This is a genomic window from Pseudomonas cichorii, from assembly GCF_015471405.1.
Taxonomy (GTDB): domain Bacteria; phylum Pseudomonadota; class Gammaproteobacteria; order Pseudomonadales; family Pseudomonadaceae; genus Aquipseudomonas; species Aquipseudomonas serbiensis.
Window position 1 is genome coordinate 35,127 of the sequence record NZ_BLVZ01000009.1, and the last position, 25,158, is coordinate 60,284.

General features: G+C 58.1%; 24 protein-coding genes. 12 read left to right on the plus strand and 12 right to left on the minus strand.

Annotated elements, in window-relative coordinates; genetic code table 11:
• Nucleotides 1–86: 86 nt before the first annotated feature.
• Complete coding sequence (locus JL015_RS15425) at nucleotides 87–1,055, minus strand: GlxA family transcriptional regulator (protein ID WP_201019056.1); 969 nt, start codon at nucleotides 1,053–1,055, stop codon at nucleotides 87–89.
• Nucleotides 1,056–1,239: 184 nt separating this feature from the next.
• Here JL015_RS15425 and JL015_RS15430 point away from each other — a divergent pair, with 184 nt between their 5' ends.
• Together JL015_RS15430 and JL015_RS15435 are read left to right on the plus strand one after the other, a co-directional pair.
• Entirely contained in the window at nucleotides 1,240–1,833 is a 594-nt protein-coding gene (locus tag JL015_RS15430; protein WP_201019057.1) for a TetR/AcrR family transcriptional regulator, read from the plus strand.
• A 171-nt stretch (nucleotides 1,834–2,004) separates the two neighbouring features.
• Nucleotides 2,005–3,132, plus strand: coding sequence for an alkene reductase (locus JL015_RS15435; protein WP_201019058.1), 1,128 nt, complete (start codon nucleotides 2,005–2,007; stop codon nucleotides 3,130–3,132).
• A 90-nt stretch (nucleotides 3,133–3,222) separates the two neighbouring features.
• On the opposite strand, the gene JL015_RS15440 is transcribed toward JL015_RS15435, so the two are convergent.
• The 9 genes from JL015_RS15440 to JL015_RS15480 all read right to left on the minus strand — a co-directional run bounded on the left by JL015_RS15440 (nucleotide 3,223) and on the right by JL015_RS15480 (nucleotide 12,562).
• The gene (locus tag JL015_RS15440) at nucleotides 3,223–3,567 is read right to left on the minus strand and encodes a YggL family protein (RefSeq protein ID WP_201006879.1); all 345 of its coding nucleotides are present in this window, start codon (nucleotides 3,565–3,567) and stop codon (nucleotides 3,223–3,225) included.
• 95 nt (nucleotides 3,568–3,662) lie between these two features.
• On the minus strand, nucleotides 3,663–7,301 hold the full coding sequence (locus JL015_RS15445) for a transporter substrate-binding domain-containing protein (RefSeq protein WP_201019059.1): 3,639 nt from the start codon (nucleotides 7,299–7,301) through the stop codon (nucleotides 3,663–3,665).
• An 8-nt stretch (nucleotides 7,302–7,309) separates the two neighbouring features.
• The gene (locus tag JL015_RS15450) at nucleotides 7,310–7,936 is read right to left on the minus strand and encodes a response regulator transcription factor (protein ID WP_201006881.1); all 627 of its coding nucleotides are present in this window, start codon (nucleotides 7,934–7,936) and stop codon (nucleotides 7,310–7,312) included.
• Between the two features lie 328 nt (nucleotides 7,937–8,264).
• Complete coding sequence (locus JL015_RS15455) at nucleotides 8,265–8,660, minus strand: response regulator (RefSeq protein WP_201019060.1); 396 nt, start codon at nucleotides 8,658–8,660, stop codon at nucleotides 8,265–8,267.
• 195 nt (nucleotides 8,661–8,855) lie between these two features.
• Complete coding sequence (locus JL015_RS15460) at nucleotides 8,856–10,187, minus strand: deoxyguanosinetriphosphate triphosphohydrolase (protein ID WP_201006883.1); 1,332 nt, start codon at nucleotides 10,185–10,187, stop codon at nucleotides 8,856–8,858.
• Nucleotides 10,188–10,254: 67 nt separating this feature from the next.
• Nucleotides 10,255–11,415: an EAL domain-containing protein gene (locus tag JL015_RS15465; protein WP_201019061.1), complete on the minus strand. Its 1,161-nt coding sequence runs from the start codon at nucleotides 11,413–11,415 to the stop codon at nucleotides 10,255–10,257.
• 97 nt (nucleotides 11,416–11,512) lie between these two features.
• Nucleotides 11,513–11,854 (minus strand): hypothetical protein, encoded by a 342-nt coding sequence (locus tag JL015_RS15470; RefSeq protein WP_201019062.1) that lies wholly within the window; start codon nucleotides 11,852–11,854, stop codon nucleotides 11,513–11,515.
• A complete protein-coding gene (locus tag JL015_RS15475; RefSeq protein ID WP_117165662.1) occupies nucleotides 11,851–12,243 on the minus strand; it encodes a phage holin family protein in 393 nt (130 codons plus the stop codon). Before JL015_RS15475 ends, JL015_RS15470 begins: the two co-directional genes overlap by 4 nt.
• Nucleotides 12,244–12,247: 4 nt before the next feature.
• Nucleotides 12,248–12,562, minus strand: a complete 315-nt coding sequence (locus JL015_RS15480; protein WP_201019063.1) for a DUF883 family protein — start codon at nucleotides 12,560–12,562, stop codon at nucleotides 12,248–12,250.
• Nucleotides 12,563–12,947: 385 nt separating this feature from the next.
• On the opposite strand from JL015_RS15480, the gene JL015_RS15485 reads away from it, so the two are divergent.
• From JL015_RS15485 to pcaC, 9 genes are all read left to right on the plus strand, one after another.
• Nucleotides 12,948–14,030, plus strand: a complete 1,083-nt coding sequence (locus JL015_RS15485) for an acyltransferase family protein (RefSeq protein WP_201019064.1) — start codon at nucleotides 12,948–12,950, stop codon at nucleotides 14,028–14,030.
• A gap of 79 nt (nucleotides 14,031–14,109) precedes the next feature.
• On the plus strand, nucleotides 14,110–14,733 hold the full coding sequence (locus JL015_RS15490) for a hypothetical protein (protein WP_201019065.1): 624 nt from the start codon (nucleotides 14,110–14,112) through the stop codon (nucleotides 14,731–14,733).
• 59 nt (nucleotides 14,734–14,792) lie between these two features.
• On the plus strand, nucleotides 14,793–15,032 hold the full coding sequence (locus JL015_RS15495; RefSeq protein WP_201019066.1) for a glutaredoxin family protein: 240 nt from the start codon (nucleotides 14,793–14,795) through the stop codon (nucleotides 15,030–15,032).
• Nucleotides 15,033–15,069: 37 nt separating this feature from the next.
• Entirely contained in the window at nucleotides 15,070–15,999 is a 930-nt protein-coding gene (gene pcaQ / locus JL015_RS15500; protein WP_201019067.1) for a pca operon transcription factor PcaQ, read from the plus strand.
• A 128-nt stretch (nucleotides 16,000–16,127) separates the two neighbouring features.
• Nucleotides 16,128–16,847, plus strand: coding sequence for a protocatechuate 3,4-dioxygenase subunit beta (gene pcaH / locus JL015_RS15505; RefSeq protein WP_025260530.1), 720 nt, complete (start codon nucleotides 16,128–16,130; stop codon nucleotides 16,845–16,847).
• A 12-nt stretch (nucleotides 16,848–16,859) separates the two neighbouring features.
• Nucleotides 16,860–17,462, plus strand: coding sequence for a protocatechuate 3,4-dioxygenase subunit alpha (gene pcaG, locus JL015_RS15510; RefSeq protein ID WP_201019068.1), 603 nt, complete (start codon nucleotides 16,860–16,862; stop codon nucleotides 17,460–17,462).
• A gap of 73 nt (nucleotides 17,463–17,535) precedes the next feature.
• Complete coding sequence (locus JL015_RS15515) at nucleotides 17,536–18,885, plus strand: MFS transporter (RefSeq protein WP_201019069.1); 1,350 nt, start codon at nucleotides 17,536–17,538, stop codon at nucleotides 18,883–18,885.
• 21 nt (nucleotides 18,886–18,906) lie between these two features.
• Nucleotides 18,907–20,268 carry a 3-carboxy-cis,cis-muconate cycloisomerase gene (locus JL015_RS15520; protein WP_201019070.1) on the plus strand — a complete coding sequence of 454 codons (1,362 nt, stop codon included), beginning with the start codon at nucleotides 18,907–18,909 and terminating at the stop codon, nucleotides 20,266–20,268.
• Complete coding sequence (pcaC, locus tag JL015_RS15525) at nucleotides 20,265–20,663, plus strand: 4-carboxymuconolactone decarboxylase (protein WP_201019071.1); 399 nt, start codon at nucleotides 20,265–20,267, stop codon at nucleotides 20,661–20,663. The genes JL015_RS15520 and pcaC overlap by 4 nt, the downstream gene beginning before the upstream one ends.
• Before the next feature lie 51 nt (nucleotides 20,664–20,714).
• Here pcaC and JL015_RS15530 read toward each other — a convergent pair whose 3' ends face one another.
• Nucleotides 20,715–21,971 (minus strand): OprD family porin, encoded by a 1,257-nt coding sequence (locus tag JL015_RS15530; protein ID WP_201006898.1) that lies wholly within the window; start codon nucleotides 21,969–21,971, stop codon nucleotides 20,715–20,717.
• Nucleotides 21,972–22,211: 240 nt separating this feature from the next.
• Between JL015_RS15530 and JL015_RS15535 the strand changes: the two genes are divergently transcribed.
• Complete coding sequence (locus JL015_RS15535) at nucleotides 22,212–23,096, plus strand: DMT family transporter (protein WP_201019072.1); 885 nt, start codon at nucleotides 22,212–22,214, stop codon at nucleotides 23,094–23,096.
• 140 nt (nucleotides 23,097–23,236) lie between these two features.
• Here JL015_RS15535 and JL015_RS15540 read toward each other — a convergent pair whose 3' ends face one another.
• Nucleotides 23,237–24,568, minus strand: a complete 1,332-nt coding sequence (locus JL015_RS15540; RefSeq protein WP_201019073.1) for an MFS transporter — start codon at nucleotides 24,566–24,568, stop codon at nucleotides 23,237–23,239.
• Between the last annotated feature and the right edge of the window lie 590 nt (nucleotides 24,569–25,158).

The following is a 25,158-nucleotide window of genomic DNA, read 5'->3' on the forward strand; positions in this document are numbered from 1 at the left end:
TTGTAACAGGATTTTTTTGTATGGGAGAGCATCTGGTCGACTGCGCTTCGGGCCACCGGTGTCGGGTGCTTCTCGCAGCCGTTAGATTATTGGAGGTTTGCGCAATTCCTGAATCTGGAGTCAGCATCGCAGAGGAGTTTCTGCATCATCTGGGGGGACTGTCCAAACGCACGCAAGAAAGCCTGGCGCATCCGCTCCCTATCCCCGAATCCGGCTTCGCGAGCTACCACTTCGACCGGATGGCGACTGGTTTCCATCATGATCCGTGCCGACTCAACCCGCAGTCGCTCCACTGCTTTAGCGGGTGTTTCCCCTGTTTCTTCGCGAAACACACGGCTGAACTGCCGGGGGCTGAGCCTTGCGACCTCAGCGAGCGCTTCCACTGAAAGGTCGCTGCGCAAGTTTTCCCGGGCATAGGCCAGCACCAACTGCACTCTGTCGGACTTGGGGGCCAGTTCAAGGAGTGTCGACAATTGAGATTGTTCGCTGCTGCGTCGCTGAGGAATGACCAGTTTACGAGCGACTTGCCGCGCAAGGTCACTGCCAAAGTCGTTTTCGACCATGGCAAGTGCCAGGTCAATGCCAGCGCTCATGCCAGCCCCTGTCCAGGCTTGGCCATCCACGACGAACAGACGATCCTCTTCGAGCTGGATATCGGGGAATCGTTTCTTGAAGGCTGGTACATGCATCCAGTGTGTCGTCGCGCGTTTTCCCTCAAGCAAGCCTGCTTCTGCGAGCACAAAAATGCCTGTGCAAAGTGATGCGACCCGACGCGATTGTGAGGAGACGCTCCGTACGCAATCCAGCAGTGACGAGGAGGGGACACCCACTTCAAGGAACCCACTCACTATGACGGTGTGGTAACCGGCCGGATCAAATGCGGCGGTGTTCACCGAGAAGCCCTGGGATGACATGACTGCGCCCCCAGTCTCCGAAATCACTTGAAAGTCATAGACGGCTTCACCACGAAGCAGATTGGCGCACTCGAATACTGACCCCAGAGACAGGCTCAGCGCTTGGAATTTGGGGTATACCACCAGCGCAACGGTATGCATCAGGCCTCTTCCAAAGTGTTTTTCAGCGGGGATTGTCGTTAGAAGCCCGCCCGTTGGCAACGATCTTTCCTGGTGCGGGAGTCGTGTCCGAAATCCTTGCAGATATGACATTGTTCGTACCGCTTCAGTCTCGTAGCATTCTCTTCAACGGCCTAGACGACTGGTCTAATTCAGGTTTGGAGCTATGAAGACGACTGGATGCAACACTACAAGACAGCGGATTCTGGATTCGGCGCTGACCATCGTGGGGCACAAAGGCTTTTCGGCTGTCGGCCTGAACGAAGTGCTCAACGCTGCCCATGTCCCAAAGGGCTCGTTCTATCACTACTTTGACTCCAAGGACGTTTTCGGAAAGGCCTTGCTGGAGCGCTATTTCGAGCTGTACCACAGCGATATGGACGCCATTTTCCGGGACCCTGGCCTGTCGGGAAGAGAGCGGTTATTGAGGTACTGGGAGTATTGGGCAGCAAACCAGACCGGCACCACCGATTGCAGGAAATGCCTGGCCGTAAAGCTTGGTGCTGAGGTCGCGGACTTGTCCGAGTTGATGAGGCTGGAGCTTGAGCGCGGCACGTCAGTGACCATTGCACGGCTGACCCTTGCGATTGAAGAGGCTGTCGAGGACCGTTCTGTCTCTATCCGGGAGCCTGCTGCAAGCGTTGCTTACAGACTGTACGAGTTGTGGCTCGGAGCCAGTGTCATGGTCAAGATCACCCGAACGGCAATGCCTTTCGATCAGGCGATGCTTGAAACCCGACGTGTATTTGCAGAGGGATGACGCATCCCGCCCCCATGACCGTGGCGAGTGAGTACCTGTTTTTCGTTCGGCGCCGAGACTCGTAGTCAAGGCAACCTCTATCGACACTCAATCATTTGTTTTCGGACAACAGCCCGGAGCATGGGCTCGTTCGTCCTTGAGAAATCATCAGCATCCACAGGAGCGTATATCGTGAATCACCCGCAGCTTTTTTCCCCTGTCAGATTGGGTAGCCACTCTCTCAGGAACCGTATTGTCCTGCCTCCGTTGACCCGCCAGCGCAGTGCTCAGCCTGGAGATGTACCTACGGATTTGATGGCTCTCTATTACCGTCAGCGTGCCAGTGCAGGGTTCATGGTCAGTGAGGGCACCCAGATCGAGCCTCGTGGGCAAGGATATGCATGGACGCCGGGTATCTACAGCCAGGAGCAGGTCGATGGCTGGCGCAAGGTCACCGATGCGGTACATGCCGAAGGCGGTGTGATCTTCGCACAGCTATGGCATGTCGGTCGGGTTTCCCATGCGCAGTTGCAGCCGGGCGCAGAAGCTCCTGTTGCGCCCTCGGCCATCGCTGCCGAGAAGGTCAAGGCGTTCATCGAGACCGGGCCGGGTGCCGGTATTCTGGTTCCGCCTTCTACTCCGCGTGAACTGAGTCGTACGGAGATCCATGAACTGGTGGCCTTGTATGTACAGGCTGCACGCAATGCGATTTCTGCGGGTTTTGATGGCGTAGAGATCCATTCTGCCAATGGCTATCTGGTCAATCAGTTCATCTCGGCGCACTCCAATCAGCGTGATGACGAGTACGGTGGTTCTCTCGACAATCGCCTGCGCTTTTTGCGAGAGATCGTACAGGCGGTGGCTGACGCTGTTGGCCCGCAGCGTCTGGGTGTCCGTTTCACGCCTCTGTTCACCAGCACCGATCAGGATCGTGTCTACATCGGTCTGGTCGAGGAGGACCCGCACGCGACCTACATCGAGGCTATCAAGGTTCTGGAAGACGCTGGAGTGGCTTATGTTTCCCTTGCCGAAGCCGACTGGGACAATGCTCCCGATCTGCCTGAGCAGTTTCGTCGCGATGTGCGTGACACGTTCAGTGGCCGGATCATGTATGCCGGGCGTTATACGCCGGAACGTGGAGTACGGCTCATCGAGGAAGGTCTGGCCGACCTGATCGCTTTCGGTCGCCCCTTTATCGCCAACCCGGATCTACCGGCCAGAATTGCAAATGGCTGGCCGCTTAACGAACTGGATACTGCCAACATGTATGGGGGCGCAGAGAAAGGGTTTACCAGCTACCCCACCTATGCCGCAGAGTAATCTTCGTCGTTTGTTGCGAGGGGCATACGAGGTGATGCTTCATTGAAAACAAATCGGGCCATCACAATGGATGGCCCGATATGCAGTCACTCAGTTAGCCGGATTGATCGGCTTTTCCGGGTACCAGGCGTCCAGCAGCGGGCTGACTTCAACCTTGACCACTTCGCTGCGGCCTTTGAGCCAGGCTTCTACTGCAGCGCGTTGCTCTTCGCTGACCGAACCACGATCAGCCAGGCAAACCAGACCGTAGTCATCGCCGCCAACGTAGTCCAGACCGTTCGCGTCCATGGCTTCTGTCAGGAAAGCGTCCAGGAAGGCATCAACTGCCTCGTCATCCAGATCCTCTTTGAATTCCAGATTGAGCTCGAAGCCCAATTCCTGGAACTCGTCTACACAGAGCTTTTTGCGCAGACGACGGGAGCGGTTAGTGGCCATGAAGCGATCCTCTTAGGTAATTTCGGGGCGCAGTCTATCAGTTAAGCGGTGACGGTGCCTGCTTCACTGTTGTTTCACTTTCTGTTCCTGCCTTGTTACTGCCCGTTGTTTCCTGCCTGTTGCTCGATCAATGCTTCTTCCAGTGCAAGCATCGCGGCGTCTACTTCCTGATGACAGGCTTTGAGGACGTCGGGGGGCGTGCCAGGCTTGCATGCCTCTTCCAGGGCTTCACAGCTTTCGATTACCCGCGCTGCGCCAATGATTCGTGCTGCGCCTTTGATGCGGTGAGCCATCTCGCCAATACTTTCGTGCCTGTTCCGGGCCATCAGGTCGTTGAGTGCCTGGCGGTCTTCCTGGCTGCTGCGCAGCAGTTGCGCGAGCAGGCGCTGGATCATTTCCGGTCGGCCTGCGGTCAGGTTGTCCAGGCTGTCCAGGTTGAGGGCAGGTATTGCAGGGGCCACGGACAGGTCCGAGCGGCTCGGGACCTTGGCCAGTAGCTCGCTGAGGGTTGTCAGGCCGATGGGCTTGAACAGGCAGTCGTCCATTCCCGCCTGCAGACAGCGCTGGATCTCCTCGGGCAATGCATTGGCCGTGAAGCCCCAGACAATGCACGGCAAAAGGTGTTCGGCCTGTTCATGAGCCCTGATTGCGCGGGTGAGGTCATAGCCATTCATGACGGGCATGTTGCAGTCTGCTACCACCAGATCGAACGGTTCGGCCAGCCAGCGCTCAAGCCCTTGTGCCCCGTCTTCAGCCACTTCGCAACGATGGCCGAGAAAGCCCAGTTGCTGGCAAAGCAGCAGCCTGTTGGCGGGATGGTCGTCGACGATCAGGATATTCAAGGGCGGGCGAGGCTGGAGCGAGACTGTTTCGGGCTTTGAGGGGGTGGCCAGCGGTTCAAGCGTGGTCAGTTCCAGTGTCATGTGTACCCGTGTCCCGTGACCCGGTTCGCTATGCAGGGTCAGTGTGCCGCCCATCATCTTGCAGAGGCTGCGACAGATGACCAGCCCCAGCCCGGCGCCGGTGCGGGCCATCCGTGCCTGATTGTCGGCCTGGCTGAAAGGCTCGAACAGGCGTTGCTGATCTTCGGCGCTGATGCCTATCCCGCTGTCTTGAACGGTGACGCTCAAGTGCAGTTGCTGCTCGCTGGAGCTGTTTTCGGCTTGCAGCGTGACGCTGACCTGACCCTGCTGGGTGAACTTGATCGCGTTGCTGATCAGGTTGGACAGAATCTGCTTGAAGCGCATGGGGTCGATCAGGACATCGGTGTTGGTCCGGCTGTCGAGCTCCAGCAGCAAAGCCAGTTTCTTTTGCCGGGCCAGACTGTCGAACACGCGGGTGACCGACTCCACCAGTTGGCGCAGGTTGGCCCGTTCGGGGCTGAGGGTCAGGCGTCCGGATTCGATGCGGGCGATATCGAGGATGTCGCCGATGAGTTCCAGCATGTCCGTGGCCGAGTTGTAGGCGACTTCGATGGCGGAGCGTTCCAGCACACCCTGGTCTGCACGCTTGAGGGCCAGCTCCAGCATGCCGATGACCGCGTTCATGGGCGTGCGGATTTCGTGGCTCATGGTCGCAAGAAAGGTGCTCTTTGCCCGGTTGGCATTGTCGGCCAGTTCCTTGGCTGCTTGCAGTTCTTCGATCAACTGACGGCGTTCGCTGATATCGATCCAGCCACCGATGATGCCTTGCACTTCGGCGAGGGAATCGCGAAACGGCAATATCCAGTGGTAGATGGTCAGCTGGCGTTCGCCGATATGCAGGGTCCGATCGAGAATCAAGGGCGTGCCGCTGGCCATGACGCGCTGGTAGTCGGCGGCGTATTCACTGGCCTCGAATGCATTGCTCAGCACGCCTTCGGTAGCGCTCTTGCCGATGATGTTTTCACGGCGGGCCTCGAATACATTGAGGTAGCTGTCGTTGCACATGCGCAGCAAGCCTTCGCGGTCACGGACGTAGATCGGGTGCGGTGTGCCGTTGACCAGCGCGCTCATGAATTCCAGTTGATCGCCCAGCGCCCGTTCTGCTGCCTCACGCTGTTTTATCTGGCGGCGCATGTAGGCATTCCAGACCAGCAGGCCGAGCAGCAGCAGGCCGGCGCCGGTGAGGATCTGATAGATGAGGCGCTGGTAGTTGTGCCATGTGACGCCGACTGGCGTATACGAGCGCCAGCGGTTATTGATGGTTGCCAGGTCCTGTGGCGCAATGCTGGTCAGGGCCTTGTCGAGAATCGAGGTGAGTTCGAGGGCGTTGCGTGAGGTGGCCATGGAAATAAGCGCCGGGTCCTCGCCAACGGTGGCCGTGATCTGTAGCCGTTCCTCGAATACACCTGAGGACAGGAAGTAGTTTGCGCTGAGCAGAGACGTGATCGCGCCCTCGACCTTGCCAGTGGCAAGCATGTCCAGCGCCTGGAACGGGTTATCGATTTCTACCGCGACAACATCGGGGTATTCGCGTCGCAACCAGGGCAGTATCGGGCTGCCCTGGATGATTGCAAGACGCATCTTGCCCATCTGTTCCAGATAGGACGGAGCGTCCGGGTCCTTGCGGGTTATCAGGACGAAGGAGTTGTCGATATAGGGACGGCTGAAGCTGAACAGGTCTGCGCGCTCATCGCTTGAAGCCATGGCACCGATCATGTCTGCCTGCCCCTGAATCACCTGGTTCATCATGTCGCTTGAGCTTGATGCGCGTATCACCTCGAACTTCAGGCCGGTACGCAGGCGTACGAGTTCAAGCAGGTCTGCGGTAATGCCCCGGAAATTGCCGTTGGCGTCGTAAAAGGTCAAGGGAGCATAGGTTTCGTTGACGGCCACGCGCACTGTCGGGTGGCGGGCAATCCAGCGCTCTTCGCGTTGGGTCAGTTGCAGTTTCTGGTCGGTCAGCAGCATATCGATGCTGGCGCCCCAGCGTTTGGAAATGTCGATGCGCTCGTCGACCGGAATGGCCTTGAGTGTCTGATTGACGATGCCCAGTAGCGGTGAGTTTTCATTGCTGATGGCAAAGCTGAAGCCGTTGGCTTCGTGCTTGCCGAAACTGGCCATTTTTACATTGTTCAGATAGCCCTTGTTGATGATGTATTGCGTGGAAATGGTGTCGCCGAGAAAGACATCGGCCTGATTGAAAGCCACAGCATTGATGGCGTTCTGAAAAGAGGGGTAGGTTTGCAGGATTGCATCGGGATAGAGCGCCTGAACCTCGGCCAGGGGCAGGTAGTGATAGACCATGCTCAGACGCATGCCCTTCAGGCCGTCGGTCAATGAACGTGTATCGCCTGAGCGCACGAGCAGAACGGGCTGGTCCACTGCGTAGGGTATTGAGAGTCTGATGTTGCGGTCCACGGCTTCAAAGCCATTGGCGCTTCCCAGGAGGTCTATCTGGCCGGTTATGAGCGCGTTCATCGCGGCTTCACGGTTTTCAAAGCGCTGGACCCTGACGGGGAGGTCCAGTGCCCGCGAGAGGATGCTGGCGTAATCGGCCGTGATGCCTTCGTAGTCATTGCCGGAAATGGTGATATCGAATGGCGGGTAGTCCGGTGCCGATGTGCCAAGAGTCAGTTCACGCTTGCTACGTACCCATTGCCACTGGGCGCTGTCCAGCTTCACATCCATGTGAGCCGGGCTTGAACGGCCGAGCAGGGTGTAGTGGTCCGCCGCCTCAAGGTTGGTAGGTATGCTCCAGCCTAGGCATATGCTCGTTGCCAGTATCAGAAAATGTTTAAAGCACTTGGGCATCCGGGTTCTCACACTAGCGCGTTGCGTTTTGCCATCTCGATAAGTTCTACCAAGGTTTTTGTTTTCAGCTTTTGCATGAGTCGGGTCTTGTAAGTGCTGACGGTCTTGTTGCTGAGGAACATGCCCTTGGCGATTTCCTTGTTGGAGCGCCCCTGGGCAAATAATTGCAGTACCATCAATTCGCGATCATTCACCAGTTTGAACAGTTCTATTTCGCTGGGCTGGCCATCTTCGCGAACGGCCGGGGTCAATGCCTGACTGGGAAAGTAATTGTAGCCGGATAATACCGCTTTAACAGAACTCAGGAGTTCGCTCAGGTCTTCCTGTTTACACACATAACCGGCTGCTCCGGATTGCATGCAGCGAATGGCGAAAATAGTGGGTGTTTGCGAAGTCAGCACGAGGATTTTCGATGACAGTCCCATGCTGTTGAAGCGGGCCAGTACTTCCAGGCCATCGAGCTTGGGGATACTGATGTCAAGGATGATCAGGTCAGGCATGCATTCGCGGACCATTTGCATGGCGTCCACGCCGTTATCGGTTTCGCCGACCACTTCATAGTTTTCGTTTTCCAGCAGCATCCTGACGGCCAGGCGAATAACGGGATGATCGTCGATGATAAAAACTGAGTTCATAATTCAATCCATACAAGCAGCGAAGAAAGCGCGCACCTTAGCTCAGATGTTCGGGCAGGCACATGAATGGACCCGCTCGGCAGGTGTATATAGGAAAGTTCCTACAGTAATTAGAGTATCGGAGTACGTAAAAGCCCACGTCGGGATTTAAGTTTTTAAAAAAAACAGTCTGTTCTAGTGTGCGGATCAGTTATTGAGTTTCATCTTGTTTATTGCGTTTGGGAATTACCCTTCACAGGAATCGTCGGTTGCCTACAGTGCAAAGGTGTATTCACTGGCGTAGTGCCAGTCTTGATACGCTGGAGCCGGAATATTGAAAACCCGGGAGTCAGCGGCCGGGCAGTCTGGCCAGCAGGCGGGAGAGGTCTGGGCCGTGCAGAGGCTTGCTCAGGCAACCCAGCAGCGGAATCCCGCGCTCAATGGCCTGTTGCTCCAGCTCTTGAAGATGTGACGGGTCCAGGCCGCTCAGAACGATGGCCTGTCGTATGAAACCCTTCTTGTAGGCCTCGTCGATCAGGTCGAACCCCATGTGCTCGGGCAGGCACTGGTCGCACAGCAGAAGGTCGTAGGGTTCCGTGCTGCGCTCCATGGCGGCCATGGCCTCCAGGGCATTGAGGGCCGGAGTCAGCAGGAAATATCCTTGGTTGTTCAGCAGGATCTGGGTGGCGATCAGTTGAAAGGGGTGATCCTCTACCAGCAGGATTCGCAAGTCGTTTTTAAACATGGGGTTTCCGGCAAGGCGGCAGAGTGCCTCGCTGGCGTTTGCCAGTCCGGCAGTTAAAGTGGCTGGATTATTGGGGGAGCTGTGAAGGGGAGGCGATAGGACGTTTTTGGCCTGTGTGTAGGCCTTTTCTGAAGTTGTTGTGCATGGCCGTGATGACCGGACACATGAATCGAGTGTGTCCGGCCAGTCGGTACTTCATATCTGCCCGGAGCGTCCGGTCATTTCCCTGGCCATTTCGGTGGCATAGCTGTCGGTCATGCCGGCGATGAAGTCGATCATGCGCAGGAATGACGTGTGCAAGGGTGCCTTGGGGTCGGGTGCGTTATTGCCCAGCAGGTCAAGGATGCGCCTGTTCTTGAACGATGGCGCACGTCCTCCGAATTGCTCGACAGCCGCGCCGCAGAAGGCATTGAGCAGGATTTCAAGGGTGGTATAGGCACCGATCTCATGCAGGGTCTTGCGCTTGTCCTGGAAAATCTTCTTGCGCGCGATGTCTTTGGCGTTCAGCACGCAACGCTTGGCCGGACCATGCATGTGCTCGACCAGATCGCCGGGAAGCGTACCGGCCAGCAAGGCATCCTGCTGCTCAACGAAGGCGCGGGCGGCGGCATTGGTCAGGTGCTCGATGGCCTTGCCGCGCAATATGGCCAGTTTGCGGCGGCGCGAGTCACCGGGACCCAGTTGGCGATAGGTTTCGGGCAGGTCATCGCCTACCAGCCCCAGCAGCAGTGACTCGACTTCTGCGTAGTCCAGCAGCTCCATTTCCAGCCCGTCTTCCAGGTCGATCAGGGCGTAGCAGATGTCATCGGCGGCCTCCATCAGGTAAACCAGAGGGTGGCGCGCCCAGCGCTGATCTTCCAGTTGTGGCAGGCCCAGTTTATGGGCGATCTGTTCAAGGATCGGCAATTCGCTCTGATAGCAGCCGAACTTGTGCTTCTTGTAGCCCAGTGAGTCGGCGTGCCGGGCGGTCCACGGGTATTTGAGGTAGGTGCCCAGAGTGGCGTAGGTCAGGCGGGTGCCGCCGTCGAACTGGTGATATTCCAGTTGGGTCAGGACACGAAAGCCCTGGGCGTTGCCTTCGAAGTTGAGGAAGTCGTTGCGCTCGGTTTCGCTCATCGCATCGAGCCAGCCGCGTCTGGCAGCCTGGTTGAACCAGTTGCGGATCGCGTCTTCACCCGAATGGCCGAACGGCGGATTGCCGATGTCATGGGCCAGGCAAGCCGATTGCACCACCATGCCCAGGTCGCTGGGGTCGCACCAGTCGGGCAGGGCGCCGCGCAGGGTTTCACCAACGCGCATACCCAGCGAACGCCCGACGCAACTGACTTCCAGCGAGTGGGTCAGGCGTGTGTGGATGTGGTCGTTGCTCGAAACCGGATGGACTTGTGTCTTGCGCCCCAGACGCCGGAAGGCACCCGAGAAGATGATGCGGTCATGGTCTTTGTGGAAAGGGCTGCGCCCCAGTTCTTCAGGGCTATGCAGCGGCTTGCCGAGTCGTTCGCGGTTAAGCAGGGTCTGCCAATCCAAGGCTTTCACTCCGTTATTTTCGAGACGGGCCTAGCTTCCCGGTTCAGTCGTCGGACCGCAAGGCCTGTCACATCCCGGCGGCGTCGATATCGATCAGCAGCAGGCGGTTGCCATTGTCGAAGAACTGCCCGGCGGTCAGGCAATACTGATTGCTTGTCGCATCACGGTAGGTGTTGGACAGGGTCAGCCTGCGCTCGTCCCAGCCTTCGGCCAGAAGGTGATAGAAATAGGGTCGCCAGGACCAGTTATGCCCCAGATATCGTGCATCGGCGTGCCAGGCACCATCGAGCCATTCCAGGTTTGGCGTGAGTTGGGTGCCATGCCGGTCGCATTGATAGAAACGCAGCAGCCACGGATAGTTCTGTACTTGTGGCAAATCGCTGACCGGCAGTTTCTTTTCTGCCCAGCGTTGCAGGAGCTGCATCAGTTGTGTCAGTTGCTGGCGCAGCCCCATCAGTCGGGCACGCTCTGCGACCTTTTGCAGGACGTAACGATCTCGCAGTTCTGCAAATTGCCTGACGAAGGCATCGGCGGCAAAAAAGTCCAGCTCACCCCTGGCGAACAGATACCCCTGAACATAGCGCGAGCCGCATTCCAGGGCGAAATTCAGTTCGGCCTCGGTTTCCACGCCTTCTGCAATGATCCAGCAACCGGTCTTTTCTGCCATCAGGGCCAGAGCCTTGACCACATCACTGCTGGGGCCGCCCCGTGCTGCGGCCTGGAACAGGCGCATGTCGAGCTTGAGAATGTCCGGTTGCAGGGCCAGCACGCGGTCCAGTTGCGAGTAACCGGCACCGAAGTCGTCAATGGCGATACGGGCTCCGGCCTCGCGATAGCGTGCGACAACATCGGTCAGCCGCTGGCTGTCACCGCCCAGTTCGGTTATTTCAAACACGATGCGTTCAGGAGGAACGTTGTGTCGATACAACTGCTCAAGGCTGGGGAGGGCTTGTCCGGGTCGAAGACGGCTGATCCAGCGGGGCGAGATATTCAGGCTCAGAAACCAGTCATCGGGCGCTTCATGCAAACGGCTCAGGGCATTGTCCCTGATCATCCGGTCAAGGTGACGCAGGTCGGCGGCAGGCACTTTCGGGTCAGAGAACAACGGGCCGACCGATTCCAGCTGGCCGTTTTCCTTACGAATTCTTCCCAGAGCTTCAACACCGGCAATGCGGCCGGTAGCGGTATCGATGAATGGCTGAAAGCAGGCAAGGGGTTGCCCTTTCACATATTTCTCCTTACTTACACAGCACCAAGACGCGCCCCGAATCAGATTCGGGGCGGGCACTTGTTACATATGTTGCAAGAATGTAGCCAAACGCAGGTCAGTGTTTGCCCGTACGGTTTTGCAGTGCGACCTTGAGCAGGGGCAACAAGGTGACCCCCAGTTTGACCATGCGGCTCAGGGCGCTGGTCTGTCCGCTTTTGGCCCCTCGTCCACTGAAGAAACCCAACAGGGCGACGGCACCCATTCCCCACAGGGGCGCATGCTTGATGCCCAGGGCGCCTTGCCAGTCGTTTTTCAGGCCGCGCACCCGTTGCAAGGGCTGTAGCAGGTGTGCCGACTCGTGACGTATTTCCTGGCGATGCATTTCCATGCGCAGGCGAATCAGCGCCTTGCGCAGTTCACGCCTGGTATTGCCGCTGTGCGACTTCGGTTCATTCATGGCATCAATCGCTCACGGTCGTTGGCCAGTTCTTCGAGGGTCGCACTGAAGGGCGAAGACTCGTCGAAGATTGCCTCTTTCAGGCGCAATCCACAGAACACCGCTGCCAGGAAATAGAACGAGCACAGGCCAATGATGCCGGCCAGACGATAGCTGTCCCACAGAATGATCAGGAGCAGTGCCGATAGTCCGGTCAACAGCAACAGGGCAAACACCAGTGCCAGCCCGGCGAACAGCAGCAGGCTCAAGGTGCGGGCTTTCTGTTCCTGCAACTCGATCCCGAACAGTTCGACATGGCTGTGCAGCAAGCCAAGAAATGCAGCGCCCAGGCGCCGCGGTGAAGAGCCCTGGTCAGCCTTGGGCGACCCTGATTCAGTTCCGAGGCTCATGGGATCAGCGCCTCGTGGCCAGCAGGCCCAGGATGAACCCGACACCGGCAGCGATACCCACCGATTGCCATGGATTGTTCTGGACATAATCTTCCGTGGCGGTAACGGCTGCCTGACCGCGTTCGCGCAGGGATTCTTCGGTCAGCTTCAGGGTTTCGCGGGCACGCAACAGGCTCTCGTGGATCTGATTGCGTAGCTCGTCTGCCTGATCACCGGCGAGTGTGGCGGTGTGCTCAAGCAGTTTTTCGGTGTCGGCGACCAGAGTCTGAAAATCTGCCATCAATATCTCTTGAGCATTCTGTGCTGTTTGGCGAGCCATGTTTTTCTCCGTCAGGTGGCGTATGGATGTTTCGAGTGCAGCGGATTCGTGAAGGTTCATTTCAATTGCCGCGTCCAGTCCGGGCGCAGCAGCTTTTGACTTATGTTGGTGCGCCATCGGGGGCGAGCGCGCTAATTTGGCGTGTGCTGCCCGGGATGCAGGCGGGCGTCGATGCAACTGACCAGAACAAAGGTAATGCATTGTCGAAGATTTTGCGTGATTGTGCCTTGCCCCTGTCGGATTGCTTCCCTACAGGTGCAACTGAACGGCATGAGCCCGGGGTTTCATAATTTCCACGCTTGGCTATGCTCTCTATCGAATTGTGGGGTCGGTAATCGAGTACTGCGTTGCCATGGAGCAACGGTGGTCAGTAATGGAGAAAGGCATGGAGCGGCTGTATTCCCTGCAAGGGCTCAGGGGCGTGGCGGTGTTGGGCGTCGTGCTGTTCCATATGATGTCATTGGAGGAAAAGTTTTCCGGGGGCGATATTCTTCTGCCGCCTTTTCTCGAATTTTTCCAGTTGGGCGTCGATCTGTTCTTTGTGATCAGCGGCTTTGTGATGGTGATTGTCAGTCGCGGGCGTTTCCAGAACAGCGTCGAGGCTCAGCGCTTTCTCTTCAACCGTGTTTCGCGAATCTACCCGACCTACTGGCTGTATTTCTTCATCACCCTCGGGGTGTATCTGGCCATGCCCGGTCTGGTCAACAGCGGCCATGGTTCATCCAATCTGCTGATGTCCTTTCTGTTGCTGCCCAACGATAAAGTCCTGCTGGTGATGGTGGCCTGGTCGCTGGTGTTCGAGCTGTGGTTTTACCTGATGTTTTCCGGCTTCCTGTGGTTCCGGGAGCGAAGCCTGCCAGTGTTGCTGGCGATCTGGGCCTTGGTCATCGTGGTGTTCAATGCCCTGGAGAACTGGGAAGACTACTCACCGGCGCTGAAGATCATCCTGCATCCCTATTCGCTGGAATTCATCATCGGTGTGGCGCTGGCGCTGTTCTTCTATGGGCCACACAGCTCGCGTGTGCCGACTGCGGCGCTCTGGCTGTTGCTGGTCATTGCGTTGGTGGGCATGCCCCTGATCGGTGTCTATCGTCTCTACGACAGCCAGGGTTTGTTACGCATGCTGGCCGTCGGGGCGACATTCGGCGGACTGGTGTTGAGCCTTGCATTGCTGGAACGACGCAAGAAAATCGCAATGCCCCGGTTTCTGATTGCCGTAGGCGATATGTCCTATACGGTTTATCTGTCGCATCTGCTGGTGCTGGGCGTGATAGGTCGGGTCTGGCATTGGGTGGGCGCATGGCCGCAAAGCTATCTGGACAACCTGTTCTTTGCGGTGCTGATGATGGCTGCCGTGGTGTGTTATGGCTGGGTGGGCTATCGCTGCTTCGAGAAGCCGGTCCTCGACCGTGCCAACGAATTCTGTAAACGGCGCTTTAGAAATGACGCCCGGATGGTGGGCTCATAGAAAATCATGTCTGGCGAGGAGCCATGGGTTTCTGCTGTGATGCGCGGTCATTGAGACGCCATGATCAGGAACCTTGCCGATGGGCTTGCAGACACTTACGCCCTACGGCGGCATCACGATCATGCTTCCGGCCGCTCTGGTCATTGGAGGCTGGCTCTGGGCAACCCGATCCAGACCGGCGGCGCTGTTGTGGGGCCTGACCTTGCTGGTGGCGTACTCGACCGTGGTTGCCAGCAAGATCCTGTTCAAGGGCTGGGGCGTGGCGCTGGACAGTCTGGGAGTCTATGTCCTCAGCGGTCATGCCATGAATACCTGTCTGGTGTTGACGGTCGGCTTGAGCCTGTTGGCCCGGCAGATTCGTCACCGGTTGCGCTGGCCAGCAGCGGCCATGGGATTGCTGCTGGGCTGGTTGTTCAGCGTCTATTGCGTGGCACCCTTCATTCATCCACTGCCCGAAGCGGTCGCCGGTGCCTTGTTGGGTTCTCTGGCCGCTTGCGCATTCCTGGCCTGTCTGGAAAACCATTCCGGCACACGGATTCCTTCAAGCGCCGTTTTTGCCGGGCTGTTGGTCATTGCTATCAGCAGCACGACCACCAAGTACAACGCCGAAAAACTGCTCGACCGGATCTCAACGAGGATGTCCGGCTCCGAGGAGGCTTTCAGGCAACCGGAATGGCGAGACCCGCAAGACAACTCGCGTTGAAACATCAACAGTCCTAGAATGGTCGGCCTACGTCATTTCTATCCCAGAGGATGTTTTCCATGCCTCCCGAATGCCAATTGTTCGGTACCTTGGGTTGCCATCTGTGTGAGGTCGCTGAAGCGATTCTGCTTCCATTGGTCGAGCATGGCCTGCTGGTCGAGTTGGTGGATATCGCCGAAAACGAGGCTTTTTTTGAAGATTATGGCCTGCGGATTCCTGTGTTGCGGCGCGTCGATACCGGGGCCGAACTGGATTGGCCCTTCGATAGCGAACAGGTAGCGTTTTTCCTCAGCAGATAAGCAGCTTCACTCCTCACTTCAAAAGGCCCGATGCGCATTGAATATCGATACCCGAATCAAGTTTCGTCATCTGGTGTGCTTTCTTGAAGTGGCACGCCAGGGCAGTCTGGCTCGGGCTTGCGATGCACTGGCAATCAGTCAGCCCGCGCTGTCCAAGAGCCTCAAGGAGCTGGAAACCCTGCTGGCAACCACGCTTTTCGTGCGTAGCAAAAGCGGCGCTGCCCTGACTGAGGCGGGCGTGGCGTTCATGCGTTTTGCCGGGCCGAGTGTGCAGGCGTTGCGTGAAGGCGTCAGTAGCCTGCGTTCGGGGGAGCATGAAACGGTCACGGCCCGGCTGGGCGTGCTGTCTACCGCTGAAAGCCTGCTGGTGCCTGAAGTCATCACCAGGCTGCACGAGCGGCATCCGGCTCTGGTCGTCAGCGTGATGACCGGCCCCAGCGCCTACCTGCTGTCGCAGTTGCGGGTCGGGGAACTGGATCTGGTCGTAGGGCGCATGACCGATAGTCCGCAGATTCAGGGCCTGACTTTCGAGCATCTGTACAACGAGTCGATGACGCTGGTGGTGCGCAACGATCATCCGTTGCTGGCTGCACCGCTCAAGCGCGAAAGCCTGGAGAGTTTCCCTCTGGTCCTGCCGCTGGCAGGCACCACCATCCGCAAGTTCGCCGACAGTCTGTTCGTGCAATACGGCATTCAGCCGCCACGCCAGCGTCTGGAAACCCTGTCGCTTACCCTGAGTCGGCGTTATGTGCAGTGCAGCAATGCGATATGGATTGCGCCGCTGGATGCCGTGCTTCAGGAATTGCAGAGCGGCACCCTGGTGGAACTGGACATGGGGATTCGCGAGCCGGGTGGCTCCGTGGGCCTGTGCAGTAATCCCGCCTTGCCGTTATCGCGGGCTGCCCAGTGGTGCGTGGACGAATTGCGCGGGGTGGGCGAGGCGTATCGTGACGGGCGATATACATAACCATTTGGTTATGGATGCTGCAAATATTTTCAATTTTCGATTAAGTACTATCACGCGACACTTCGCCGCAGCCTGCAGCGCAAGTGATGGACACTTGCGCTCTCCATAAAAAGAACAAGGAGAACGCCATGTCTGTCGCGGACAATAGCCGCTTCGTCATTCGGGATCGTAACTGGCATCCCAAAGCACTGACACCCGATTACAAGACCTCGATCCTGCGCTCGCCGCGCCAGGCGCTGGTCAGCATTCCGCAGTCCGTTTCCGAAGCCAGTGGCCCGGATTTTTCACACCTGAAGTTCGGTCAGCATGACAACGATCTGTTGCTCAACTTCAACAATGGTGGCTTGCCCATCGGTGAGCGCATCATCGTCGCCGGTCGGGTCTGCGATCAGTACGGCAAGCCGGTTCCGCACACGCTGGTGGAAATCTGGCAGGCCAATGCCGGTGGCCGCTATCGTCACAAGCGCGACAGCTATCTGGCACCCATCGACCCCAATTTCGGCGGTGTCGGCCGGACCCTGACCGACAGTGAAGGCAACTACAGCTTCCGCACCGTCAAACCCGGTCCGTACCCATGGCGCAACGGTCCCAATGACTGGCGTCCTGCGCATATCCATGTTTCGGTCAGCGGCCCTTCGATTGCCACGCGGCTGATCACCCAGCTGTATTTCGAGGGCGATCCGTTGATTCCGATCTGCCCGATCGTGAAGTCGATTACCAACCCCGATGCGGTCCAGAGCCTGATCGCCAGGCTTGACCTCGGCATGGGCAATCCGATGGATTGCCTGGCTTATCGCTTTGATATCGTTCTGCGCGGCCAGCGCAAGACTCACTTTGAAAACTGCTGAGGAGGTTTCGACATGCCCGTTCAACTGTTGCAGGAAACGCCTTCGCAAACCGCTGGCCCTTATGTGCATATCGGTCTGGCGCTGGAAATAGCCGGTAACCCGACCCGCGAGCTGGAAATCTGGAACGAGATGGCCAAGCCCGGTGCAGCGGGTGAGCACATCCTGTTGCTGGGGAATGTCTACGATGGCAACGGCCACTTGATTCGCGATGCGTTTCTGGAGTTCTGGCAGGCCGATCACAATGGCGTCTATGACAACGTCTACGCAGCGGACAAGCCCTTCAACGGCTTTGGTCGCACCGCGACGGGGGATGATGGCCTGTGGACTCTCAAGACCATCAAGCCTGGTGTGGTGCGTAACGCCGCCGGGGTGCCGATGGCGGCCCATATCAATGTTTCGCTGTTTGCCAGGGGGATCAATATTCACTTGCAGACGCGGCTGTATTTCGACGATGAGCCTCAGGCCAACGCGGTCGACCCGGTGCTGAACCTGATCGAGCAGCCGCCACGCCGCGAAACCCTCGTTGCCCGGCGTTGCAGCGTCGATGGCCAGCTGGCCTACCGTTTCGATATTTATATTCAGGGCGCGAACGAAACGGTGTTTTTCGACTTTTGAACAAAGCGTCACTGCGTGCGTTGTACGGCGCCAGCATTGGCTGGCGACCTTATAAAAATAAAAGGAAACATCCATGACGCTTTCAGCTCGCGAGCCCGCCAAGGGCACGCTCGACGTGCAGGTCTTCATCAACAGTCAGCCACTGTCCAGGTATCAGTGGCGCATTGTTGCGTTGTGCTTTCTGATTGTTTTTCTCGACGGTCTGGATACGGCGGCCATGGGGTTTATCGCCCCGGCGTTGAGTCAGGACTGGGGCATTGACCGCTCCAGTCTGGGGCCGGTCATGAGTGCTGCCCTGATCGGCATGGTGTTTGGCGCACTGGGGTCGGGGCCGCTGGCTGACCGTTTCGGGCGCAAGGTTGTGCTGGTTGTCGCGGTGTTTGTATTCGGGCTGTTCAGCCTGGCCTCGGCCTACAGCAGCAATATCGATCAGTTGTTGGTGCTGCGTCTGCTGACCGGCCTGGGGCTGGGTGCGGCAATGCCCAACGCCACTACATTGCTGTCTGAATACACCCCGGAACGCCTCAAGTCTCTGCTGGTCACCAGCATGTTCTGTGGTTTCAATCTGGGCATGGCGTGCGGCGGTTTTGTCTCGGCCAAAATGATTCCCAGCCTGGGATGGCATAGCCTGTTGATGCTCGGCGGTATTCTGCCGTTGCTGTTGGCGGTGGTGCTGATGGTCTGGCTGCCGGAATCTGCGCGTTTTCTGGTGGTACGCAATCGTGGTGCCGAGAGGGTTCGCAAGGTTCTGTCGCCTATTGCGCCGCATGAGGTGGCCGAAGCCAGTGAGTTCAGCGTTCCGGAACAAAAGACCGTCAGCAGCCGCAATGTGCTGAAAGTGATTTTTTCCGGCACTTACAGCGCCGGCACCCTGTTGTTGTGGCTGACCTATTTCATGGGGCTGGTGATCGTTTATCTGTTGACCAGCTGGTTGCCGACCTTGATGCGTGACAGCGGCGCGAGCATGGAGCAGTCGGCATTCATTGGTGCCTTGTTCCAGTTTGGCGGTGTGCTCAGTGCTGTGGGTGTCGGTTGGGCCATGGACCGTTTCAATCCGCACAAGGTCATTGGTGTGGCCTATGCGCTGGCCGGTGTCTTCGCCTGGCTGGTCGGGCAGAGCCTGCACAATGTCGCGCTGCTGGCGACGCTCGTTCTGATGGCGGGCATGTGTATCAATGGCGCGCAGTCGGCGATGCCTTCGCTGGCTGCCCGGTTCTATCCGACTCAGGGCCGCGCCACGGGCGTTTCATGGATGCTGGGCATCGGTCGCTTTGGTGCCATTCTTGGTGCCTGGGCCGGTGCGACCTTGCTGGGGTTGGGCTGGAGTTTCGAGCAGGTCCTGACCGCGCTGGTGATCCCGGCCGCGCTGGCGGCGTTGGCGATCCTGATCAAGGGCTGGGTCAGCCATGCGGACGCCACCTGATTTTTTACCTGGAGCGGTGATGTGAACAGACCGAGCAATCAACTTTTCGATGCCTATTTCACTCAGTCTCGAATGCGCGAGGTTTTCTCCGACGCCGGGCGAGTGCAGGGCATGCTGGATTTCGAGGCCGCACTGGCCAGGGCTCAGGCGCAGGTTGGCCTGATTCCCGGTGAAGTCGTGGCCGATATTGGTGAAAGCTGCCGAGCCGAGTTGTTCGATTTCGATGCGCTGGCGATTGCCATCGGTAATGCGGGCAACTCGGCGATTCCGCTGGTCAAGGCCTTGGGCAAGCAGATTGCCCTGCGTAACCCTGAAGCCGAACGTTACGTGCATATGGGCGCCACCAGTCAGGATGTGATGGATACCGGGCTGGTCCTGCAAGTGCGCCGTGCCATTGACCTGTTGGAGCGTGATCTGGAGCAACTGGCCGACGCTCTTGCCGAGCAGGCCAAGCGTCATGCACAGACGCCACTGGCCGGGCGCACCTGGCTGCAACAGGCGACCCCTGTGACGCTGGGCATGAAGATCGCTGGCTGGTTGGGGGCGGTGACCCGGCATCGCCAGCGCCTGGACGAAATCAAACCACGCCTGCTGTGTCTGCAATTCGGTGGCGCTTCCGGCAGTCTGGCGGCCTTGGGTGATCGAGCTTTTGCGGTGGCCGAGGCTTTGGCGGGCGAGTTGCAGTTGAGTGTGCCCGAGCAACCCTGGCATACCCAGCGTGACCGTCTGGTGGAGTTCGCCAGCCTGTTGGGAATGATCGCCGGCAGCCTGGGCAAGGTTGGCCGGGACATCAGCCTGTTGATGCAGACTGAAGTGGGCGAAGTGTTCGAGCCCGCTGCGGCAGGCAAGGGCGGCTCTTCGACCATGCCCCACAAGCGCAATCCGGTGGGTGCCGCGGTGATGATCGGCGCGGCAACCCGCGCGCCGGGGCTGGTTGCCACGATGTTCGCGGCCATGCCTCAGGAACACGAACGCAGCCTTGGCCTGTGGCATGCCGAATGGGAAACCTTGCCGGAACTCTGCTGCCTGGTGTCCGGTTCGTTGCAACAGGCTTTGCAGGTCGTGCCCGGGCTTGAAGTCGATGAGCCGCGCATGCTGGCCAATCTGGATTCCACTCGCGGGCTGGTGCTGGCTGAAGCCGTCAGCATTGCTCTGGCTCAGCGTATTGGTCGTGACGCTGCGCATCATCTGGTCGAGCAGAACTGTCGTCGGGCAGTCCAGCAGGGCGTGCATCTGCGTCAGGTGCTGGGCGAGGATCCGCAAGTCTCTGCCCAATTGTCATCCCACGAGCTGGATCGCCTGCTCGATCCGGCCCATTACCTTGGTCAGGCCCGACTCTGGGTCGAACGTGCCGTGGCCGAATACACAAGGATCAAGCAATGAACGAAGAAGAACGCTATCAGGCCGGCATGCAGGTTCGTCGTGCGGTGCTCGGCGATACTCATGTCGATAACAGCCTGAAAAAACTGACCCCGTTCAACGAGGAGTTTCAGGAGATGATCACCCGCCATGCCTGGGGTGATATCTGGACTCGCCCTGGTTTGCCGCGTCATACCCGCAGCCTTGTCACCATCGCCATGCTGATCGGCATGAATCGCGAAGGGGAATTGCGTCTGCATCTCAAGGCCGCCAAAAACAATGGCGTGACCCGTGACGAGATCAAGGAAGTGCTGATGCAGAGTGCGATCTACTGTGGGATTCCGGCAGCCAATGCGACGTTCCACCTTGCTGAAGAAGTGTGGGACGAGATGGGTGTGGAGTCGTTGAACAAGGAGTGATGTCGGGCTCATGAAAAGGCCGCCAGGTTTTTCCCTGGCGGCCTTTTTCTATCAGAGCAGCGACAACGGATAGCTGATGATCAGACGGTTCTCATCGAACTGGTTGGTGCTGTAATCACGGCGCATGCTGGAGTTGCGCCACTTGAAGGACAGGTTCTTGAGCGAACCGCTCTGGAAGACATAGGCCAGTTCCGATTCCCGAGCCCATTCTTCGCCATTGGTGATGGTGCCGGTGTGCACGTTCTCGCCACTGATATAGCGGTTCATCAGGGTCAGGCCGGGCAGGCCGAGTGCGGCGAAATCGTAGTCATGGCGCAGTTGCCAGGATCTTTCCTTGGCGTTTTCGAAGCTGGAGTTGTAGCTGTCGTTGGCCAGGGTGCCGCCACTGGTGCCATTGACCCGCATCCAGGCGCTGTCACCGCTGACTTTTTGCAAGCCGATGTAGAAGGTGTTGCTGCCATGGCGGGCCGAGAGCATGGCCGACCAGGTCTTGTTGTCCATGTCGCCGGCCAGTGACCGACCGTCATCCTTGCCGTTGAAGTAGCCGAGGTTGGCACCCAGCACCCAACTGCCCAGCGGCTGGCTATGGACCACGTTGAGATATTGTTGCTGGTAGATGTCTTCAAGCTGGGCATACCAGAGCCCGACCAGGGTGCGTTTTTCGTTGAAGGTATATTCGCCGCCACCAAAGTTGAAGCGGTCGGAGGTGAACGCTCCGCGACCCTGCATCGACATGTCTTCCATGCTCGCGTCGTTGCGTGGGCTATTGGCGCGGAACTGGCCGCCGTAGAGTGTCAGGCCGTCGATTTCCTTCGAGGTGATCTGGCCGCCACGGAAGGTCTGAGGCAGCGAGCGGCCATCGTCGGAGCGCAGGATGGGCAGCACCGGCATCCATTCGCCGACTTTCAGTTCGGTCTTGGAGAAACGCGCCTTGGCCGCGACGCCCAGTCGTCCGAAATCATCGGCGGGGCGTCCGTCATCATGAATCGGCAGCAGTTGTGTACCGCCCGAACCTTTGCCGCCGTCAAGCTTGAGGGAGTAGATCCCCAGTACATCGACACCAAATCCGACGGTGCCTTGAGTGAAGCCGGAGCGGGCGTCGAGAATGAAGTTCTGGGTCCATTCCTGGGCGCCGTTCTGGGCGTTGTCCGGGTCGACGAAGTTGCGGTTGATAAAGAAGTTGCGTAGGTTCAAGCCCACCTTGGCGTCGTCGACGAAGCCTGCGGCCTGGGTGAGGGTGGGAGCGAGACTGGCTGTGATAGCCGCAGAAAAGCCGCAAAGGATTTTGCAGTTGGATTTCAAGCGCATGAGGTAGGAGCCTTCTTATCATTATGTGGGCAGTACAACTGGCTCTGATAGTAAAGACCAAAGAAGTGGCTGCAATTGGAAAAACTCTATTCTGTGCGATTATCGACCAAAAATTAACTGGTTAGAACATTTTAACAAGACGTCCCGGTTTGCGCCTGCGATGCTCACTCAAAAAACGGTTGCGAGCCCTCTGACCGAGGCGCGTGAATATTCAGTTGCATGCCTGAACAAGGAAGCCCGATGAGCACTACCAGCACGCCGCTATCCGGTGTCAATCAACCCCTCAAGGGGATTGGCCTGATCCTGCTGGCGACTTTTCTGTTCGCCAGCCATGACACGCTTTCCAAGTACCTTTCCGGCTTCTATCCGATCATTCTGGTGGTCTGGGCCCGCTATCTGGTCCATACGCTGCTCATGGCGTTCATCTTCGTGCCGTCGGCAGGGCTGCGTGTGTTACGTACCAAGCGACCGGGTTTTCAGGTCTTGCGTGCGTTGGCCCTGCTGGGCACCAGCCTGTTGTTTACCAGCAGCCTGATGTTCATCCCGCAGGCCGAAGCCACGGCGGTCAACTTCCTTGCGCCGTTGCTGGTCACGGCATTGTCGGTGCCGCTGTTGAAGGAGCGTGTCACCCGCGGTCAGTGGGTTGCGGTCGTGGTGGGGTTCTCGGGGGTCATCGTGATCATTCACCCGGGCGGTGAACTGTTTACGCCAGCGATTCTGCTGCCGCTGTCTTCGGCCTTGTGTTTTGCGGTGTACCAGTTGTTGACCCGACTGGTCAGCCCATACGACAGCCCGACCACCAGCAATTTCTTTGCCGGCCTGTTCAACACTTTGCTGATGAGCGCGCTGGTGCCGTTTTTCTGGCAGACGCCTGAACTCAAGCACTGGCCGTTTCTATTGGCGTTGGGGGCGTGCGGGATGTCCGCTCATTTGCTGCTGACCCAGGCGTTCCGCTTCACCGCCCCGGCGATCCTGGCGCCGTTCAGTTACTGCCAGATTGTCTTTGCAGGCTTGCTGGGGTTTATGGTTTTCGACCACATGCCGTCACCCATTGCACAGGTCGGTATCGTGATCATCTGTCTGAGCGGGCTTGCGGCAGCGTGGCAGCAGCGTAGCAAGGGGTGATTCAAGGCAGACAGGCACTTGTGGGAGTGGCCTTGGCCGCGACGACCAGCTTACAGGCAACACATTTTCAGCGCCTGAAACCGGGCTGTCGCGGCCAAGGCCACTCCCACGGATTGTGACCCCAGCCTTAAAACTGATTTTTATTGCTCGCTGATCTTCGGCACCTTGCGTGGTGCCATGAAGAACATCCAGGTCAGGGCAATGAAGTACATCGCCGGGATCATGGTGAACAGCACGTTGTAATTGTTGTTGGTGGCAGTCAGTACCGCGCCGACCAACTGGGTCATGAACATCCCGCCGATAGCCGCACACATCCCGCCGAAGCCGAATACAGTGCTCATCATGTGCTTGGGCGTGTAGTCCATCACCAGGCTCCAGATATTCGCTGTCCACGCCTGATGCGCACCCACTGCCACCGAGATGGCCAGTACGGCGATCCACAATCCGCTGGCATTGGCGGCGAAGATCACGCTACAGATGGTGATGGCGAAGATCAGCATCGATATCAGGCGTGCGGTGGTTGCCCGTACGCCACGTCCGATCAGCCAGGAAGACAGGATGCCACCACCGATGCTGCCGACGTCGGCAGTCAGCCAGATCAGGATCAGCGGAATACCCATTTGCGTGACGCTGATACCCAGGTTGTATTGCTGGTTGAGAAACGGCGGCAGCCAGTACAGGTAGAACCAGAACACAGGCGCAGTCAGCGAGTAGGCCACTGCGAACGCCCAGGTGCCGCGCATTTTCAGGATCTGCGAGAAGGGCACCTTGACCGGCTCAGGTTCGACTTCCTGATTGATGTAGTCCAGTTCGCTCTTGCGCAGGGTCGGGTGTTCTTCCGGGTTGTAATACTTCAGGCGCCAGATGATGACCCAGAACAGACCGAGCGAGCCCATGGCCACGAATGCAGCCTGCCAGCCCCAGACAGTCAGGATCAATGGCAACAGAGCAGGCGTCAGCATGGCGCCGACGTTGGTCCCGGCGTTGAAGATGCCGGTGGCCACTGCGCGTTCACCTGCCGGGAACCACAGGCGTGTGGTCTTGACGCAGGCCGGGTAGTTGGCGGCTTCGGTCAGGCCCAGAATGAAGCGGCAGACCATGAAACCGACAGCCGAAGTTGCCAGGCCGTGGGCACCGGTTGCCAGGCTCCACAGCAGCACGGCCAGGAAAAAGGCGCGCTTGACGCCGACCCGGTCAATGAACCGGCCTTGCAGCACGAAGCCCACCGCATAGCCGACCTGGAACCAGAAGTTGATATTGGCGTAGTCCATCGCCGTCCAGCTCATTTCCTTGGCCAGGATTGGCTGCATGACACCAAGGGCTGCACGGTCGATGTAGTTCAGGGTGGTGGCGAAGAACACCAGGGCAAGCATGCCCCAGCGGGTCTTGCCTACAGCCATGGCACCACGAATCTTTTCGCCGATGCCCGCCCGGGCAGCCCGGGCGACGGGGTTGGTTTGGGTGTTGATCATGATGTTCTAACCATCCGTTCCAAGACTGTGCAGTTCGCTACAGTCGGACTTGAGAAGTCCACTCGACTCAGGCGCTGTACATGTAAAAAAGTGACGTCGTTGAATCGTTATGCCAGTGGCCATTTACGCACGGGCATCTTCTGGACGATTTGACGGGCCAGCATCTTACAGGTTGAACCCTTCGAGTGCGCTGGGTTGATTCAGGCGTCGATGGGTCGGGTCGTGGGAACGACCGACAGGTATCGTCGGTCCAGTGACCGGGTATGGCGTATCGAGATGGGGGCGGACGGCGCAAGGAGGGTCGACATGAGCAATATTCCTGTTTTTTGAAATTGTTATGGGGTTGTTGCCGTGAAGCGGAAAACAGACACGAGGTGATCCTGTAATGTGTGGCAGATGGTGAGGACTGATCGAAACAGCGTCAATCGAGGAAAATGGCTTTTGTTCGATAATCGAACGCAAAACTAACCGGTTCGTACACTTTCTGTTGATCTGGCATTTTGACAGGGAAATACTTTACTCGCACCCCTGAATGAGGCCGAGTCAGGCCTAGAATGCGGTGCTGTCCAGTCACGACCCGAAGAGGTTGT

What these genes read in the sequence shown, in the direction of transcription:
- JL015_RS15480 (WP_201019063.1), bottom strand. Translation starts at nt 12,562, where the DNA reads ATGGCTCGCCAAACAGCACAGAATGCTCAAGAGATATTGATGGCAGAT.
- JL015_RS15470 (WP_201019062.1), bottom strand. Translation starts at nt 11,854, where the DNA reads ATGAATGAACCGAAGTCGCACAGCGGCAATACCAGGCGTGAACTGCGC.
- JL015_RS15540 (WP_201019073.1), bottom strand. Translation starts at nt 24,568, where the DNA reads ATGATCAACACCCAAACCAACCCCGTCGCCCGGGCTGCCCGGGCGGGC.
- JL015_RS15490 (WP_201019065.1), top strand. Translation starts at nt 14,110, where the DNA reads ATGGGCTTGCAGACACTTACGCCCTACGGCGGCATCACGATCATGCTT.
- JL015_RS15530 (WP_201006898.1), bottom strand. Translation starts at nt 21,971, where the DNA reads ATGCGCTTGAAATCCAACTGCAAAATCCTTTGCGGCTTTTCTGCGGCT.
- JL015_RS15425 (WP_201019056.1), bottom strand. Translation starts at nt 1,055, where the DNA reads ATGCATACCGTTGCGCTGGTGGTATACCCCAAATTCCAAGCGCTGAGC.
- JL015_RS15495 (WP_201019066.1), top strand. Translation starts at nt 14,793, where the DNA reads ATGCCTCCCGAATGCCAATTGTTCGGTACCTTGGGTTGCCATCTGTGT.
- JL015_RS15535 (WP_201019072.1), top strand. Translation starts at nt 22,212, where the DNA reads ATGAGCACTACCAGCACGCCGCTATCCGGTGTCAATCAACCCCTCAAG.
- pcaC (WP_201019071.1), top strand. Translation starts at nt 20,265, where the DNA reads ATGAACGAAGAAGAACGCTATCAGGCCGGCATGCAGGTTCGTCGTGCG.
- JL015_RS15440 (WP_201006879.1), bottom strand. Translation starts at nt 3,567, where the DNA reads ATGGCCACTAACCGCTCCCGTCGTCTGCGCAAAAAGCTCTGTGTAGAC.
- JL015_RS15475 (WP_117165662.1), bottom strand. Translation starts at nt 12,243, where the DNA reads ATGAGCCTCGGAACTGAATCAGGGTCGCCCAAGGCTGACCAGGGCTCT.
- JL015_RS15445 (WP_201019059.1), bottom strand. Translation starts at nt 7,301, where the DNA reads ATGCCCAAGTGCTTTAAACATTTTCTGATACTGGCAACGAGCATATGC.
- JL015_RS15455 (WP_201019060.1), bottom strand. Translation starts at nt 8,660, where the DNA reads ATGTTTAAAAACGACTTGCGAATCCTGCTGGTAGAGGATCACCCCTTT.
- pcaH (WP_025260530.1), top strand. Translation starts at nt 16,128, where the DNA reads ATGTCTGTCGCGGACAATAGCCGCTTCGTCATTCGGGATCGTAACTGG.
- JL015_RS15485 (WP_201019064.1), top strand. Translation starts at nt 12,948, where the DNA reads ATGGAGCGGCTGTATTCCCTGCAAGGGCTCAGGGGCGTGGCGGTGTTG.
- JL015_RS15430 (WP_201019057.1), top strand. Translation starts at nt 1,240, where the DNA reads ATGAAGACGACTGGATGCAACACTACAAGACAGCGGATTCTGGATTCG.
- pcaG (WP_201019068.1), top strand. Translation starts at nt 16,860, where the DNA reads ATGCCCGTTCAACTGTTGCAGGAAACGCCTTCGCAAACCGCTGGCCCT.
- JL015_RS15450 (WP_201006881.1), bottom strand. Translation starts at nt 7,936, where the DNA reads ATGAACTCAGTTTTTATCATCGACGATCATCCCGTTATTCGCCTGGCC.
- JL015_RS15515 (WP_201019069.1), top strand. Translation starts at nt 17,536, where the DNA reads ATGACGCTTTCAGCTCGCGAGCCCGCCAAGGGCACGCTCGACGTGCAG.